12 protein-coding genes are annotated in these 17,552 nt (G+C 26.4%); 5 read left to right on the top strand and 7 right to left on the bottom strand.

Annotated elements, in window-relative coordinates; genetic code table 4:
* Nucleotide 1: 1 nt before the first annotated feature.
* The 4 genes from JS510_RS01880 to JS510_RS01865 all read right to left on the bottom strand — a co-directional run bounded on the left by JS510_RS01880 (nucleotide 2) and on the right by JS510_RS01865 (nucleotide 6,662).
* Complete coding sequence (locus JS510_RS01880; protein ID WP_205517078.1) at nucleotides 2-1,537, bottom strand: RNA polymerase sigma factor; 1,536 nt, start codon at nucleotides 1,535-1,537, stop codon at nucleotides 2-4.
* Nucleotides 1,530-3,467: a DNA primase gene (dnaG, locus tag JS510_RS01875; RefSeq protein WP_205517077.1), complete on the bottom strand. Its 1,938-nt coding sequence runs from the start codon at nucleotides 3,465-3,467 to the stop codon at nucleotides 1,530-1,532. Before dnaG ends, JS510_RS01880 begins: the two co-directional genes overlap by 8 nt.
* Before the next feature lie 20 nt (nucleotides 3,468-3,487).
* The gene (locus JS510_RS01870) at nucleotides 3,488-4,861 is read right to left on the bottom strand and encodes a glycine--tRNA ligase (RefSeq protein WP_205517076.1); all 1,374 of its coding nucleotides are present in this window, start codon (nucleotides 4,859-4,861) and stop codon (nucleotides 3,488-3,490) included.
* An 85-nt stretch (nucleotides 4,862-4,946) separates the two neighbouring features.
* Nucleotides 4,947-6,662 carry an MAG3090 family protein gene (locus tag JS510_RS01865; RefSeq protein ID WP_205517075.1) on the bottom strand — a complete coding sequence of 572 codons (1,716 nt, stop codon included), beginning with the start codon at nucleotides 6,660-6,662 and terminating at the stop codon, nucleotides 4,947-4,949.
* A 265-nt stretch (nucleotides 6,663-6,927) separates the two neighbouring features.
* On the opposite strand from JS510_RS01865, the gene cypl reads away from it, so the two are divergent.
* From cypl to JS510_RS01840, 5 genes are all read left to right on the top strand, one after another.
* Entirely contained in the window at nucleotides 6,928-8,208 is a 1,281-nt protein-coding gene (gene cypl / locus JS510_RS01860) for an ABC transporter thiamine pyrophosphate-binding lipoprotein p37/Cypl (protein WP_205517074.1), read from the top strand.
* Nucleotides 8,209-8,212: 4 nt separating this feature from the next.
* The gene (locus JS510_RS01855) at nucleotides 8,213-8,962 is read left to right on the top strand and encodes an ATP-binding cassette domain-containing protein (RefSeq protein ID WP_205517073.1); all 750 of its coding nucleotides are present in this window, start codon (nucleotides 8,213-8,215) and stop codon (nucleotides 8,960-8,962) included.
* 143 nt (nucleotides 8,963-9,105) lie between these two features.
* Complete coding sequence (locus JS510_RS01850; RefSeq protein WP_205517072.1) at nucleotides 9,106-10,746, top strand: ABC transporter permease subunit; 1,641 nt, start codon at nucleotides 9,106-9,108, stop codon at nucleotides 10,744-10,746.
* A 213-nt stretch (nucleotides 10,747-10,959) separates the two neighbouring features.
* Nucleotides 10,960-11,604: a variable surface lipoprotein gene (locus JS510_RS01845; RefSeq protein ID WP_205517071.1), complete on the top strand. Its 645-nt coding sequence runs from the start codon at nucleotides 10,960-10,962 to the stop codon at nucleotides 11,602-11,604.
* 134 nt (nucleotides 11,605-11,738) lie between these two features.
* The gene (locus JS510_RS01840; RefSeq protein ID WP_205517070.1) at nucleotides 11,739-14,057 is read left to right on the top strand and encodes an MAG2960 family serine endopeptidase lipoprotein; all 2,319 of its coding nucleotides are present in this window, start codon (nucleotides 11,739-11,741) and stop codon (nucleotides 14,055-14,057) included.
* A gap of 33 nt (nucleotides 14,058-14,090) precedes the next feature.
* Here JS510_RS01840 and JS510_RS01835 read toward each other — a convergent pair whose 3' ends face one another.
* The 3 genes from JS510_RS01835 to JS510_RS01825 all read right to left on the bottom strand — a co-directional run bounded on the left by JS510_RS01835 (nucleotide 14,091) and on the right by JS510_RS01825 (nucleotide 17,440).
* Nucleotides 14,091-14,327: a DUF2188 domain-containing protein gene (locus JS510_RS01835; RefSeq protein ID WP_205517069.1), complete on the bottom strand. Its 237-nt coding sequence runs from the start codon at nucleotides 14,325-14,327 to the stop codon at nucleotides 14,091-14,093.
* Between the two features lie 57 nt (nucleotides 14,328-14,384).
* Nucleotides 14,385-16,889 carry a preprotein translocase subunit SecA gene (gene secA / locus JS510_RS01830; RefSeq protein ID WP_205517068.1) on the bottom strand — a complete coding sequence of 835 codons (2,505 nt, stop codon included), beginning with the start codon at nucleotides 16,887-16,889 and terminating at the stop codon, nucleotides 14,385-14,387.
* Nucleotides 16,890-17,005: 116 nt separating this feature from the next.
* Complete coding sequence (locus JS510_RS01825) at nucleotides 17,006-17,440, bottom strand: hypothetical protein (RefSeq protein ID WP_205517067.1); 435 nt, start codon at nucleotides 17,438-17,440, stop codon at nucleotides 17,006-17,008.
* Between the last annotated feature and the right edge of the window lie 112 nt (nucleotides 17,441-17,552).

Below are 17,552 nucleotides of genomic sequence, written 5' to 3'. Positions count from 1 at the left end.
ATTACTCCATGAAAACTTTTAGATATCTACTACGATCTGGGCTGCTCTTTAGTTTTCTTAAAATTTTGTTTTCTATTTGACGAATTCTTTCTTTTGAAACATTTCTTTCTGCAGCCAACTCATCTAATGAAGTAACTTTATATTTATTTCCATTAGCGTCTATTCCAACACCAAAACGCTTGCAAATAAGATCATATTCGTCATTATCAAGAGTTTCTTTTAGAATTTTATTTAGTCTTTCTACTAATTCTTCATGAGAAGCATAATCAACAGGATTAACAACACTTTCATCTTTAACAAAATCACTAAACGATGAGTCGTTTTCTTTACCAATTTGTTTATCTAAAGAAATAGGATCAATGTTAATTTTTCTTATCATTCTAACTTTTTCAGCTGTGAAATCATTGCCATATTTTTCAGCAATTTGTTCATCTGTTGGATCCTCTCCAGTTTCTTGTTGTAATTCACGTTCAATTTTTGTTATTTTGTTAATTGTTTCAACCATATGAACTGGGACTCTAATAGTACGAGATTGATCGGCAACTGCTCTTGTTATAGCTTGACGAATTCATCATGTAGCATAAGTTGAGAATTTAAACCCTTTGCCTACATTATATTTTTGGACAGCTTTTATAATTCCTGAGTTTCCTTCGGAAATCAAATCTATGAAACTCAAGCCCCTATTTTTGTATTTCTTAGCATTATTTATAACTAGACGTAAGTTTCTTTTGATTAATTTATCTCTAGCTCTCTTACCTCTAAATCCACCTTTATCCATTTCATATGCTAAAGCTACTTCTTCTTCAGGCGTAAGCAGTTTTCCATATTTACCAATTCAACGCATGTATCATTTAACAATGTCATTAGTTTCTGTAAGTTTATTTTTTAAATCTTCATCCTTAACATTAGAGTCGCTAGAAAGATCAATTTCATCTGTTGAAAAATCTTCAAGTTCAAGCAAATCTTCGCTTAAAATTTTTTCAGATTTAGGTTTTCTTCCTCTTTTTGCTGGTTCTTTTTTAGCTGTTTTTTGTTTATTTAATAATTCTTCTTCCTCATCGTCATCATAGCTTGAATCATGATAATCATCATCTTGAATCATAAATTCATCAGTTTCTTCATCATATTGTATATCTGAAAAATTATTTTTTAATTCAAATGTTGATGAATAGTCTGAATCATCCTCAAGATCTTCATCATATTCAGGAGCATCAGATTTTGGAAAATCTTCAAAATTATCATCCAAATTAGAATTCTTTTTCTTATCTGAAGAAGTTTTATCAATGCTATCATCAATTTCATCTAAAATATCATCTTCATCGACATAAATATCATCACCTTCATCCATTTCTTGTGATAAAATTCCATCATCAAGTAATAATTCAAACATAGTATCCATGTCTTCATCTGGAACTTCTATGTTTATTGAGTCTAAATATTCATAAACTTCACCTTGTGTAAAACTTTGTTTTTTTGTTTCTTTTAAGTGTCCTTTTATTATTTTAATAAATCCTTTAAGTTCAGATTTTTTACTCATTATTTCCCCCTTCATATGATTTTCTATTTCTTTTTATTATTTTTTTTCTTTGCACTTCAAGCAATTCTTCTTTTAATTTATGTGCAGACATTTTATCTTTTATTATTTTTGAAATGTGGTAATTTTCTGCGTTTACACTTTCAATATAGGCTCTTTGGTAAATTTCATTAAAGTCTGTTTCTGCTTTTGAGTTATCTAAAAAATTAAAACCTATTGAATCAATAAAATTGGTTTTTCCATTTTGATTATATTTTTCATAATATTCAAGTATTTTAGATGTTTCAATTTTTGAATTTTCAATTACATATTCATATAAATCTTGTGTATTTTTGTCACAATCATTTATTGCAATTTTGCTAATTGGCTCATTTATATTATTTGTTTTAAAAAGTTTTGCTAAATTAGGGAACTTTGCTATTAAAACAAACATTTTTTCTATTCAATTTTGGGTTTTAGGTTTTGATACTGATGAATTAAGAAATGGCTTATTTTTTTTATATTTATTTTCTGATTCAAAAGTCTGTGTACTAACATGGTGATCAAAATATGAATTATCATAAGGCAAATAATCATCTCATTCATAAAATTTAGAATCATTATTTATTAATTCGTCTGTTTTATAGTGATCAACAAATAAATAAGTATTTTTATTAACAACCATAGACATATCTTTATTATGTTCAGTTTTGATTTTTTGATTTATTGCATTTGCCAAATCATGATTAAGAGATTTTCAAAATGGATAAAATTCTGAGCCAAATTTTTCAAATTGTCCATCAGAAGGAATTATATTTTTAATTCCGTCATATAGACCATGTAATTTACGCAAGTAGTCATAAATAAAGTGAATATATGGAGCTGAATCACTTAATAGATTTAATATTTTTTCTTTGCCAAATTTTTGCAATATTTCATCAGGGTCGTTATTCATTTTGTTGTTAACAACATAAATGTTTTTATAGTTAGAAGCTAAAAGCGAGCGAATTATTTTATATGTTGAATTCATTCCTGGTTGATCACCATCCAAAAATAAAGTTATTTTTTTGAATTTTTTTAGTTTATTTATATGACTGTTTGATAATGATGTCCCCATTAGACACACAGAATTTTTTATACCACTTTTATTCAAAGCAATTACATCAAAAAAACCTTCTGTTATGATAATTTCATCATTGTTTTCAAGTTCAAAAACTTTGTTTAGGTTATATAAAATTTCAGATTTTTTAAAATAATTGCTTTCTGAGCTATTGATGTATTTTGGTTTTGAGTCATCTAGTGCACGAGCACTAAATGCTACTACTTTATTTTTTTCATCTCTAATTGCAAAAGTTATTCTGTTTTTAAAAAAAACTTCCTTATTTACTGTTATTAATGATGATACAAGTAATGCAGTTATATTATTTTCTAAATCGTCTTTAAAAATTTCTAAGAAACGATTATAAGGAGCATAACCTATATCAAATTCCTGACAATTTGAGTATGTTAGATTTCTTTTAGATAAAAAATTTTTTACATTGGCATTTAATGATTTAAAAAGTTCTGATTTATAAAATGAATTTGCTCTTTCTATTATTTCATAGACTTTCTGGTCAAATTCATTAAGCGGTTTTTCATTTTCAATTTGGATCTTATATTTTGATTCATCAAAAAATATTCCAGATTTATTAGCTAAATATTTAAGAGATTCTATATGATTTCATTTTTTAAATAATTTTAAGAATTTTAAACAATTTCCACCAGTGTTGCATACAAAACACTTAAATATTTGTTTACGAGAATCAACACTCATTGAAGGATTTGTATCTTCGTGAAACGGACATAAAGAAACATATGAATTGCCTTTTTTATACAATTCAATAAAGTCTCTCAAAACATCAACAATGTCGTTTGATGAAACAATATTGTCAATAGTTTGTTTGTCTAGTTTCATATTGTTGATGTTCTCCTTAGTTATTTTAATTCTTTAGCTAATGAATAAAGTTCAGATATTTTAATTCTTTTTTGTTCCATTGAATCCCTATCTCTAATGGTTACTGAATTATCCTCAAGTGTTTCAAAATCAATAGTTATACAATATGGAGTTCCAATGGCATCTTGACGGCGATATCTTTTTCCTATGGAACCAGATTCATCATAAGTACATGAAATTTCAAGCATTAATAATTGGTCATAAATTTCATTTGCTTTTTCATTTAATTTTTTTACTAATGGCAAGATTGCAAATTTATGTGGAGCAATGCGATTAGGTAAGCGTAGAACAACTCTTGTGTCATTTTCAGAAACCATTTCTTCATCATAAGCGTCAATTAAAGCTGCTAGCATTAATCTATCTAACCCTATTGACGGTTCTATAACATGCGGAATAAGTTTTTCATTTGTGATTGGATCAAAGTATTCTAAACTTTCGCCAGTTGCTTTCATATGAGAAGATAAATCATAATCACCACGATTTGCAACACCTAATAATTCTCCTCAACCAAAAGGAAATAAGTATTCAATATCACTAGTAGCACTTGAATAATGACTTAACTCTTCTTTATCGTGTGCTCTTATACGCATATGATCGATTGAAAGACCTACATTTTGAGCAAATTTATAGCACTTATCTAAATATTTATCGAAAATTTCATTGCTTTGATTAGGGTGACAAAATAATTCGAGCTCCATTTGTTCAAATTCTCTAGTTCTAAAGATAAAATTTCCTGGGGTAACCTCATTACGAAAACTTTTGCCAATTTGACCAATACCAAAGGGTAATTTTGCTCTAGTAACTCTTAAAACATTTTTAAAGTTAACAAAAATTCCTTGAGCAGTTTCTGGTCTTAAGTAAATAGAACTTTTCGATTCTTCTGTTACTCCTTGCATTGTTTCAAACATTAAATTGAATTTTCTAATTGTGCTTCAGTTACATTTTGCACCATCATATTCTTTAACATTATCAATTAAAAATTGTTGCATTTCATTAAAAGACATTTTTTCAGGGATAATGTTAGGATCAATTTCTTGAATTATTTTGTCAGCTCTATATCTTTTTCCATTTGTTTTATTTTCAATTAGCGGATCATTAAAATTCGACACATGTCCAGAAGTTATTCAAACTTGTGGGTTCATCAAAATTTTTGAATCAATTAAAAAATTATTGTGTTGTGACAAAATAAATCATTTTTTTCATTCATTTTTAATATTTTCTTTCAAAAAAGAACCAAGAGGACCATAATCTCATGTGTTTGCAAGTCCACCATAAATTTCGCTTCCTTGAAAAACAAAACCAGTGTTTTTGAGATGGTTGATAATTGTTGTCATATTCTTATCTTTATTATGCATTTTTGCCTCTTTAGAAAATTCGTTAAATTCTTTTATTAGAAAATTAGCAATAAATTACTATGTTTTTATTGCTAATTCGTTTTTATTAGATTCCTTTAAAAATGTTGAATGAATCTGATGCTATGTCAGCTATTGCTAAACCTGCTATAACGATAATAGCAACAATTATTACTGATAAAAGTGTTATAGCTATATTGTATAAAACGCTTGATTTTCTTTCAGTTATTTCTTTTGATGATTCTGAAATATTTTGGTTTTCAAGAGTATTTTGATCATTAATTGATGCATCACTTACAATATCATTATTAGACATAATGTGTTCATTATTTTCTGAAGTTCATTCTTGATTTTCATTATCAAAGTTATATTCAGTCATTGAATTGTTAACAACAGCTGCCCCAGAAGCATAATCAATTGGTGCTGGCTCATCATTAGCTTCTAATTCATTATTGTGAGTAGTTGCTGGTTCTTCAACAAGAGTTTCTTCTTTTTCTTCTTCTACAACATCAGATTCAATTTCACTAAATTCAGCAACATCTTCTTTTTCTTCCTCTTTTTCTTCTTCTACAACATGAGATTCAATTTCACTAAATTCAGCAACATCTTCTTTTTCTTCCTCATGATGTTGTTCCATTTTTTGTTCTTCCATAGGCACATTAACACTAGGGATGAACATTGTTTGAGTACTGTCAGAATTATCTACAAGAGTTACAGAATATTTAGATCTAATAGCAAGATAAGGAATTGAGTAGTGGTAATTTTCGTAAGAAACAAAGCCTACATGTTTAAGATCGACTAAAACAAATGATAATTCTCAATCAACAGGAACTAATTTATTGTTTTCGTTCGTATAAAAAACTTGATTTTGATATGAATTTTCAAGTTCGCTGTTAATTTTTATTTTTTCAAGTAGTTCTGTTAAAACGACTGAAAATTCATTATGAAGTTTTTCAATAATTTTTTGAGTTTTTTCATCTTTAATTGATGATTTTTTTGCAATTAATGCAGATTCAAAATTGCGTATGTTTTCTTTGATTTTTTCTACACTTTCAACACTAGATGGATTATCATTTATTTTTTCAATGATTTTCTTAATTTTTTCAATATATAAAGCTAATGCCCCAACAGTGTCATTGTCTGCAAGTTCAGAAAATTGAACATATTCTACACCTTGTAGTGTTGGTTTAGATTGTTTAAGTAATTCTAATTTATTTGCAAGTTCTTCAAATCTAATGTCTTTTTTAGCTAATTCAGCTTTCAATAATTCTAATTCTTCATCTGCTATTTTGTTATTTTCATGCATTTGATTCATTAAAATTTCATATTGTTTTTGGAATTGAAGTCTAATAGATTCAACATCAATTACATCTTTTTGTGTTCTTTTTGTTATTTCAAGATTTTCAGGGAAATATGTGTATGGATCTGAAATAAGAATAAAATCTCTGCCTTCAACTATTTCATTTCCTCTTTTTCTAGCATATTCAGGATCACGTTTGAAGTTAAAAGGATTTATTCCTAGTTGACTACAAATACCTTCATATGTAGCATCACCATCAAAACTAGCTGTTTTAACATAGTAGTATCATTTATCATCTTCTGAATCAATAGTTAATTGACCTGCAAAAATTCTTTTATCATCTTGGAATCAAATTGCTGTTTCAAAATGTAATAACATGTATCATTCTAATGCATCATTTCTGTTTTTAAATTTTGCAAGCCCATTTTTTACTTTTGGGTGCTTTAATAATCAAGGAAATTCTTTATCTTTTTTTACTTCATAAGTACAATTTAATCTTTTCATAAATGCTCCTAGCTTCCATTATTTATTCTTAATTATAAGTATTTAATAATTTTAATAATTATATGATAATTTACAAATTTTATATTGAATATAAACACATTTTCATTCACTTTTTTTAAAATCTTTCTAAAAATATATAGAATTAAACTATACAGGGTGCCTACTAATGGCTGAGAATATACCTATAAGCTGATCTAGATAATGCTAGCGTAGCAAAAATAAATGTATGTTCAAAAATCTCCCTGTAAAATAAGGAGATTTTTATATGTTTAAAATTAAAAAAACGAGAAATTTTATGTTCTTTGGAGCCTTAACAGTTGCTCCAATATTAACATCTATTTCATGTACAAATTATTCAAATGAGGAATGAGATGATGAAATAGTAATAGGATACAGTTCAACAAATCCTAATTTTTTTAAAAATGGCACAGATAAAAAATTCATAAAGTTATTAGAAGAAAAGTTTGAGCAATTTAGAAAAAATGATCCAGAAGCTAATAAATTTAAGCCTGTCAAATTTAAGTTTGCAGATCAAGGAGTAAAAGATAAATCAATAATTATAAGTGATCTTGAGTCGAATAAAAATTTTGATATTGCAGTTGTTCCGTATTCAACTATTTTAGATTATTTAAATGGTTCATACCAAGAAGGACATAATTTTAGACCTAAAAAGATTGCTCAATCTTATACTTTAGGTTTTGTTTGACAAAATAATCCAACAAGCTTTTACATAGATGGATCAAAAAATGATCCTTTAAGACTTGATGCCGAAGCTGAGAATAATGCACAAATGGTGAAATATGGTGAGTATAAAACTTGAACTAATAAAAAAGATGAGTTTGATTTTGATGGTTCAAAATATAGAATTTTTTATAAAAAAGATAAAGTAATACCTATTTATCGTGGAGCAATAATAATTTCTGGAAATGATGAAGTTAGAAAAAATATAATTAATGCTTGAGAAAATAAAAATTTTGATGAATTTATTAAACACGGTATAGTTTATAAAAACCATGAATCTGGTGGAAAATTTAAATATCAATTAGCACTATTAGCTAGACATTTTGGAAAAAAAATTGATGATTTAAAAATAATTTTTAGTAAAAATGAACATGGATATTTTGTAGCATCAAAAAATTTAAATTGACAACTAGGCAAGAAAAATGAATTTGGAAAAATTACTAATATTATTTTTACTGATGAAGGCGAGTTTAATTGAACACCAAAACATGAACAATGAACAAATGGACATTTTACTCCAAGCGATCCAGATGCAAAAGTTAGGGTTTTAACTATGACAAATCCAGCTCCATATGATATTATGCTTGGAAAAACTTCTTTATCTAGCAAGCAAGCAGAATTAATTGCAAAAGCCATTAGTAGTTTAAGTGTAGAAGAAAATTTGTATGGAACTTATACAGGTTATAATAAGTTTAAACCAATTGATGAAAATTTATTTGTTCAAATGTTGAAGCTTCAAACTGCAGCAGTTGATAGAGACACAAATCTTGATGAAACTATTTGAGAAAAATTGAAAGTAAATTAAAAATATGAAGCCAGTGGTAAATATAAAAAACGTAACAATAAAATATGATGAAACTAATGAAAATATTTTAGACAATGTTAATTGTCAAATAAATGAAGGCGATTTTATAGCAATTGTAGGTAAAAGTGGTGTTGGTAAAACTACTTTATTTAGATCATTAGTTAAATCGTTAGATATAGAATCAGGAACAATAGAAATATTTGGCCAAAATATTTATAAAATAAGCAAAAAAGAATGAAAAAGTATTTTGGGAAAAATAGGTTTTTTAACACAAAAACCCCTTTTAATTCCAACAGAAAATGTTTATTCAAATATTACACGTTCAATAAATAAATATAAGAATTGATTTTATAAACTTTTTTATATTTTGACCAAAAAGCAAAAAGAGAATATATTTAAACAACTTGATAATTTAGGAATTTTAAGAAAATGTTTTACTCGTGTTGATGAACTAAGTGGTGGGGAAGCTCAAAGAGTTGAAATTGCTAAAATATTAGTGAATAATTCAAAATTGATTCTTGCTGATGAACCAACAAGTAGTCTTGATGAACAAACTTCTGTTGAAGTATTTAAATTATTGAAAGAAATAAGTGTAAATAATAATGTAACAATAATTGCTATAATGCATAATTTAGATTTATCACTTGAATTATTTGACAAAATAATTGTTGTAAGTAACAAAAAAATGCAAATGTATAATAAAGGTAAAATCACTAAGGATGAAATATTAAAACAAATAGTTCTTGACGCGTAAAAATCAAAAAAAATTTGTTTACTTATCAAATTGAAGATAAAAAGCAGCGTCTTTCAAATAAAAAATATAAGCCCTTTGTTATACACTTGATTTGATTTTTAATAATAGCATTGATTATTTACTCTTTCACATGATTGAACTTTATGCCTAATAAGTTTGGTTTACAAGTCTTTTCGGAAAATTTAAAAAACTTTTTTTCATTTTCATATAAAAGCACTTTATTTGGAAAAAATAATGAATGATTATGAAAAATAAGTTTTGAATATTTATGAGAAACTGTTAAATATGCTATGGCTGGAACTTTTATTGGTTTTGTTTTTGCTAACATAACTGCTTTTGGTACTTCAAAAAGATTCACAAATAAGTATTGAAGTTTTATAAGTAGAAACTTTATTTTGTTTATTAGAGCAATACCAGAATTAGTTTTTATTAACTATTTTATCAATGTTTATCACAGTCATGCTACATTAACTTTTATATTTTTATTTTTTTCTTGGCTATGATTACATAAATATTTTTCTGATATTTTGAATAATATGGATTTAACGCCTTATAAAATAGCTATTTATCATGGGCTTTCACCTTCTAGAGCTTTTATTACTCAAGTTTGACCTAGAGTAATAAATAGATTTATTAACTTAGGTTTTTATTCATTGGAATCAAATATAAAATGAAATACAATTTTATCTACTTTAGGCATAGTTGGTATAGGACAATTGATAACTCATGGAACTGGTGCAAATAAGAGACAATGATCTGAATTAGGAATACCAGTTTTTGTGCTTTTGAGTTTTATAATTTTGCTTGAAATATTTTCATTTTTAATAAAAAAATATTTTCTAGAAGATACAACAAAGCTTTTGAAAGATCACAAGTTAACTGGTAATTATAAGTATAAAAAACTAGCTAATCACATTAACTATAAGTTTTGAATAAAAATTTTTGCAGCTGTGACTATTTCAATTTTTTCAATAGTTATAATTGCTTTAAATAATAATGAAATTAAAAATGTTGAATATATTAAAACATTTATAAAACAGCTATTTAATGCCGATTTTAGTGTATTTAATATTACTTCATTTAATGTTGCTGATAATCCTATATTAATGATTTTGCAATCCCTTGTTTATTCATTAATGTTTGTTTTATTTTCTTTAATTTTATTATTGATTATTCTTTATTTTAGTAATTCAAAAATAAATAAAAATTATAAATATGTATCAATTAGATCCTTAATAGCTATATCTAGAATAATTCCAATAATAATTATTTTTAAAATTTTTAGCCCAATTGTTAAATCAGATTTTACACTTCTTATCCTTATTTCTAGTATCCATGCATCTTCGTCACTAATTAAGCAAATGAGTGAAGCAAGTGATAATATTGATGATTATGAAATAATGAATTTAAAAATAAAAGGTTATAGTAATTGGTACATTTATTGAAAATATATTTTACCAACAATTAAATATGATCTTATTACTTGAACATTTTTATATTTTGAACTCGCTTTTAGGAATTCAATAACATATGCTTCTTTATCTTCCGGTTCATTAACAATTGGAAATAAAATAAATGAATATATGAATTTAGACAAGGGCAAGGATATTAGTAAAGCGTTTGCATATATATGAATTTCAACAATAACAATTTTAATTATTAATTACTTAAGCGAAGTTTATACAAAAAAACATATAAAAGATAATGATATTTACAAACATAAAACAAGTAATATTTTTAGCAGGTTTTATGTAAATAAGTATAACTATAATGAAAACCGATAGTTAGTTAACCAATTAAATTATTTTTTTAGGCATTTTTTATAACTTTTCAATAAGTAAACTAAAATTTGTATTTTCTTATTATTTTGTTATTTAAATGTCAAAAGTATGGAAAAAAATTAATATTTTTACATTTTGGAAACATGAATAATATATTTTTTTAAAATAATCATAAACAATAATTATATACATATATTGACAAAAAAAGGAATTAATATGAAAAAATCAAAATTATTCATTGGAACATTATCTATTAGTACATTAGCATTTCCATTAGTTGCATTAAGCTGTGGAAAACAAGAAGAAATGAAACCTGAAAAAGGAACAACTGAAGCAAAACCATCAGATTCAGGAAAAACTCAAGAAACACCTGCTCCATCTACTCCTGGAACAACTGACCAAACACAAGCAGCTATCAAGGCCGTTCTTGTTGGACCACAAGATGTTGCTATGCAAGATGGTTTCAGTTTAGATGAATCATTAACTTTAGATGTTGACAATGCAATTGTTACTATTTTAGATGAAAATTGAGTAAATAATTTAGCAACTGATAAAAAAAATAGTAAAAAATTCATTCAATATTCATATTCTTCAAAAAGTTTTCATGGTAAATGAGAAAGATCACAAAAATGATATCAAGGCACAAAACTTTTTCAAATAAAAGGTATAGATGATATTAATCAAGCTATTAGCGCTGATGATGTATTTTATACAAATAATAAAACTAATAAAACAATCACTTCAAGTAGAATGTATGCAAATATAGAAGGCAACAAATATACATTCAAATTTAGATTATATAATCACAAAGAAAAGAAAATTTCTAAAAATGTTTACTCATTTACAGTAGAAGCAAAATAATATATTTTTAAAAATGTTATGATGTTATTTATATTCATAGCATTTTTTTATTTTTCAAATTATTATATTAATAATAAAAAAATGGTGTTATGGTATATTTCTTATGTTATTACGTTTTTAAAAAGAGGAATAATATGAAATTAAAACATTACCATTTATTGCCTTTAGCAACATTAATACCACTTGTTGCTTCATGTAATTTATCAAAAAAAGAAACAGAATCACAAAAAAGTAACCCTTCTGACTCTAATATTTCTCAACAAGAAGGAATTAAAAACGAAACAAGCAAACTAACCGAAAAAGAAGAAATGCGTGAAAGCGATTCTAAGGATAGAATAGATAATAAAAAAACTGATTCCCAAAGCTCTAAGCAAACAAGTAAAAAAGATAAAGATTTAGCTAATAGTAAAGTTGATACCCAAAGTCCTAAGAAAACAGACCAAAAAGAAAAAGACCCAACAAATAAAGAAATATCACAGGAAAAACCAGAGAATAATAATAATAATAATAAACCAGATATTGAAAAAGATAATTCAACAAATGAAGAAGATAAATTAATTGAAAAAATAGATAAAAATCAGCATTTTTCAGGCAACAAGCATTTTATTCCAATAAGTCAAATTTTAAAAAATACACCATACAAAGTATTACAACAAACAAATGATTATAAAGAAGCGCTTACTAATATAGACAAGTATTTACGAACTGGGAATCATAATAATCCAATTGATTTTGTAAATGATATTGATCAAAATAAAAGAGATAAATTTTGAGAATATACCAAGAATATAGGTGTATATGGAAATTATGGAAACAATGATACAGAAAAGGTTGACTTTTTTAATCCTTCGATATCTTCTGATGGAATGATTAAACAAAAATACTTGGATGAATTTAGCAATGATGATATTCAAGGAGCTCAAATAATAAATCCAGATTTATCAGAAGTTATAAAAAATAATCCATTTGGTTTTTTGCCTTCTAATCTAAGCCAATTATTCTATTATGCAAGTTTAGATTCAATTTCAAAGCTTTTAAAAGTTAAAAACATTATTGATATTAAATCACAATTTGATGATACTGAAGGAAAGTTTGAATTACTAATAAAAAATAATAATCATAATAAGTTTCATTTGTCTATAGATAGTAAATCAAATCCAGAATTAAAAAAAGATGATAATTTTTATAGATATATTTATGATAGAAGCTTTATGATATCAATCAATACATTTGGATGACATTGGGATCCATATTCAAATGATAGTAAGAGTGGCTTAAAAAGTAATAATGGAGGTGGAACAATGTGAGTAATGGACAGAATTATCAATCCTGAAGCTGAGGCAAAAGGGTATTGAGAATTACTTGTTGCTACTAACATTCATGTTTTTGGGCTTCGTGATACTTTTGATAAATCACTTTATTTCAATGAAAATATTTCAAAAAGACGTGAAAGTGAGTGAAATGCAGGTTTTGGTTATGTAAATAATGCAAACTCAGAACGTAATTTAAAATATTTTATGGCCACTAGAGGTGGAAATACTAAACTCTTAAATGATCAAAACTATGTAAAAACACAAGATAATGGATCATATTATCCAGCTTTTAGTGCTTATGATCAATATTTAGATGCTCCTTATTACACTCCTAGATATTATGCAACTGGTTTTTATGACAGTGATGCTGTTGCTGGCGCGCAAAATTTAGAAAAATATGAGCAAAATCCTAGAATTAGATCAACAAAAAATGCTGGCGCAGATTTTGTTCTTTTGAGATTAAAAATTAGAAAAGAATTATTGTCAACAATATTGCCAAAGTTAGATGAAATTATTGGCACTGAACAAGAAAAAGATTGACATATTGGAGTTGGTAAAAATGAACTATTTAATCCTATAAAAACGCAATTTTATGGTGGTTATCCTGTTGATGTTAATGAGTATTTTGAACCAATTTATAACAAATCTCCTTATTTCAGATTTAAGTATAACAAGTCAACAGGTGGCATTATTAATGCACAAACTCGTAGAATTTTTAAAGATAATTTTCAATCTTTATGAGTTAGATACAATAAAGAAGAAAATGAAGATTGAAATGGATATAGAGATAATTATAAAAAATACGAAAAGCCATTTATTGAAGGTGAACACGGAATGCCTAAGACTGTTTTAGCACAACACTCACAACTTTATACATATGCACCTTATGACGAAAGATTTAAGCTTTTAGGTCCTGGGTCTTCTGGTTCTATGGCTATTGATTCTAGTTTCAATTTAATTGGCATTAACTACTTATTTACACGTGATGATCATTATAAAACGTATACAAATGCTATATCCTTAATGGAAGGCCATAGTACTTATTATGATAATTTTGATGGAAATTTAAGAACTGATATTAAAAATAAATTAATCAAAGATAATGTAACAACTGTCAAAATTAATCCAAAAAATAATTAATAAAAAATGATGCGTAATGTTATATGCATCATTTTAATTATTTTTTTTCTTATTGTTAATACTTGCTCTAATTCTTCCTGTTGTTTTGTGAATTAGAACAGTGCCATTATTTCTTTTTGTTAGTTCATTTGCAAATGCAATAGCTTCTTTTTGAGTTGTAAATATTTTTGTGGCACGCGAAGCTCCAGCACCTTTAACTTGTCACATATTAGCTTTTGGGGTAACATGTCAGACTGTTACTTTCTTTTTTTCTCCATCTAAAGCTCCCATATTTTCTCCTTTTTAAATTTGAAATAAATTTTTTTAATTTGATGATTTATTATTAATTTAATTATTTATGTTTTCATCAATTGATTTTTTTATATTGTAATAAGCTTGCAATATAAAATCTTCTTTTTCTGATTCAGTTAAGTTATCTCCCAAAAGCACTGTAGAACTGAGTTTTTGGTAAATAGGGTCATTTTTAATTTCATTAGTAATTTTAGATGGGAATCCTAAACGATCACTATAAATAGCTTTCATTACATCATGAGCAATATTGCTAAGCATCTCGTCAAATTTCTTACCACCTTCTTGTGTATAAACTTGGTAAGGGTTTTTTTGAGCATATTGTACTAAGTTAGTGTTTGATCTTAGTTTATCCATAGTGTCAATATGTGTTTGTCAGTACCTATCGTTTATTCTAAGAACAATACTTTTTTCATATCAACTTGTATATTCTCTATCAGTGTTGTTTATTGCAACATCTCTTCATTCTTTGTATCTGTCTAGTAAAAAGTTAACAAAATAGTTTTCAATATCAGAATCATGAAGATTTTTTATTTCATCTAATGTTAATTTTCTTTCTATAACTTTTCCTAAAACTTCTTCATTTATATATTCAACAAAATCATGATGTTTAAAAATATTTCCTTTGTCTTTAAAGCGAGCCATAGAAAAAATATTTTTAGCAGCATGAATAATCATTCTTTTAACTACAAATTCAAGGTCATTATTTATTAACATCAAGTCTCTTTGAGCATAAAAAAGATCCCTTTGTTGTCTAATAACATCGTCATAGTGTAACACGTTTTTACGTGTATCATAGTTAAATCCTTCAATTTTTTTCTGTGCAGCCTTAAAATTCAATATTAATGATTTTGAAGTAACTTCTTTTTCTCCATCATTTTTAAATTGCTCTTTAAAAGCTTCATAATTCGAAAATCTTCTCATTAATTGATCATCTATTGAAATATAAAATTTTGAAACGCCAGGATCTCCTTGACGACCAGATCTACCACGCAACTGATTGTCAATTCTTCTGCTTTCTGCTTTATCAGTACCAAGGACATAAAGTCCGCCAAGAGCTAAAGCCTCAGCAGAAGGTTTAATATCTGTACCTCTACCAGCCATATTTGTTGCAATTGTTACTGCTTTTACTTGCCCAGCACGCGAAATAATTTCAGCTTCTGATGCATTTTGTTTAGCATTTAAAACTGTATGAGGAATTTCTGCTCTTATTAATAATTCATGTAATATTTCTGAATCTTCAATTTGAGCAGTTCCAACTAATACTGGTTGTCCTGTTAAATATAATTCTTTAATTTTTTCAACAACAGCTTTTCATTTTGCATAATATGATGGATAAATCGAATCTGGCAAATCTTTCCTAATTACAGGCTTATTAGTTGGAACAACATTTACACGCATGTTGTAGATGTCAATAAATTCTTGTTCCTCTGTTTTCGCAGTTCCTGTCATTCCGCAAAGCTTGTCAAACATACGAAAGAAGTTTTGATAAGTAATTGTTGCAAGAGTTTTTGTTTCTGGTTCTATTTCAACCATTTCTTTAGCTTGAATAGCTTGTTGTAGTCCTTCACTATATGCTCTTCCTTCCATTATACGGCCTGTAAAAGCATCAACTAGCTCAATCTTGTTATCCCTAACAATATACTCAACATTAATTTTCATAACCTTATGAGCTCTTAAAGCATTTTGTATTCTATGAACTATTTCTGAATTCTTGATATCATACAGATTATCAAAATTAAAGAATTTATTAGCTTTTTGCACACCATTAAATGTCAATGAAATAGCTTTTGTCTCTTCATCTATTTCATAGTCATTTTCGTCAAGAATTCTAACAAATTGATCTGCTGCTTGATAAACATTAGAATCTTCGCTTTCTCCACCAGAAATAATCAAAGGAGTTTTAGCTTCATCAATTAAAATAGAGTCAGCTTCATCAGTTAAACAGAAGTAAAGGCCTCTTTGAACTTTTTCTTCTATGCTTGAAGCCATATTATCTCTTAGATAGTCAAACCCAAGTTCAGAATGAATAGAATAAGTAATATCACATGCATAAGCTTGTCTTTTAAAAATAGGGTCCATTTGTGCTTTGTTAATTCCAACTGTCAAACCTAAGAAATTAAAAACTTGCCCCATTTCTTCAGCATCACGCTCTGCTAAATATTCATTAACAGTTGAAACAATTGTTCCCTTGCCTAAAAGTGCATTTAAATAAACAGGAGCTATAGATGTAATTGTCTTACCTTCACCTGTTTTCATTTCAGCAATTGAACCTAAATCAAGTAAAATACCACCAAGCATTTGCACATCATATGGTCTTTTGTGCAATACTCTTTTTGTTGCTTCTCTGCAGACTGCAAAAGCTTCATTTCTAATTTTATCCAATGTTTCACCATTGGCAATTCTTAATTTAAATTGACTAGTTTTATTTTTTAATTCTTCATCAGTTAACTTCTGAATTAATGGTTCAAATTGGTTTATTTTTTTTAGAGCTTTTTCAGCTATTCTCATTTCTGTAGATTTAAATCATTTACTTATTCCCATAATATTTATAATTTTATACTATAATTTAATATTTAATTTTAATATATTACATATTTAAAAGATGTAATAAACATATTGAGTTAACGATTAATATAAAAAAACATGCTTATGCATGTTTATTCTATTTCTTCACTTATAATTTCGGTGACTTCATTATTGTTTTTAATTTCTTTAGATTTTACAATTAAGTTTCTTTTTATTAATAATAAACCAATAAATGCTGCAGGTAAAAAGACTAATCCAATTGTTACTAATATTGCTTCTTTAAGATTATTGTCTTCATATGTATATATTGCCACTAAAACTGCTAGAACATAATAAGCAATAATTGATAATACAAAAAGAATTAAAAACAGATATAAAAATATTTGATAAATTTCGTATTGATTTAATTGATTTAATTGTTGTCCATAAGCAATTTGAATTGTATTTATTGGATTAAATATGCAAAAAAGAATAAGAATTAAAAACAAAGTGCATGCAATAATTAATGCAATTAATGAAAAATTAACAATATTTTTATATAAAATGTGTCTATTTTTTGCTTGCAAAATTACTCCTTGAAATAATATAATAGTATTTATTATATTTATTTTTTTTAAATATGTGACAGATTTAAACAATTTATTTTTGTATAAGTAATTGTGTGTCTATAATTTATAA

The organism is Mycoplasma tauri, from assembly GCF_016925555.1.
Lineage (GTDB): Bacteria > Bacillota_I > Bacilli_A > Mycoplasmatales > Metamycoplasmataceae > Mycoplasmopsis > Mycoplasmopsis tauri.
This window is presented reverse-complemented; position numbering and strand designations above follow the sequence as displayed.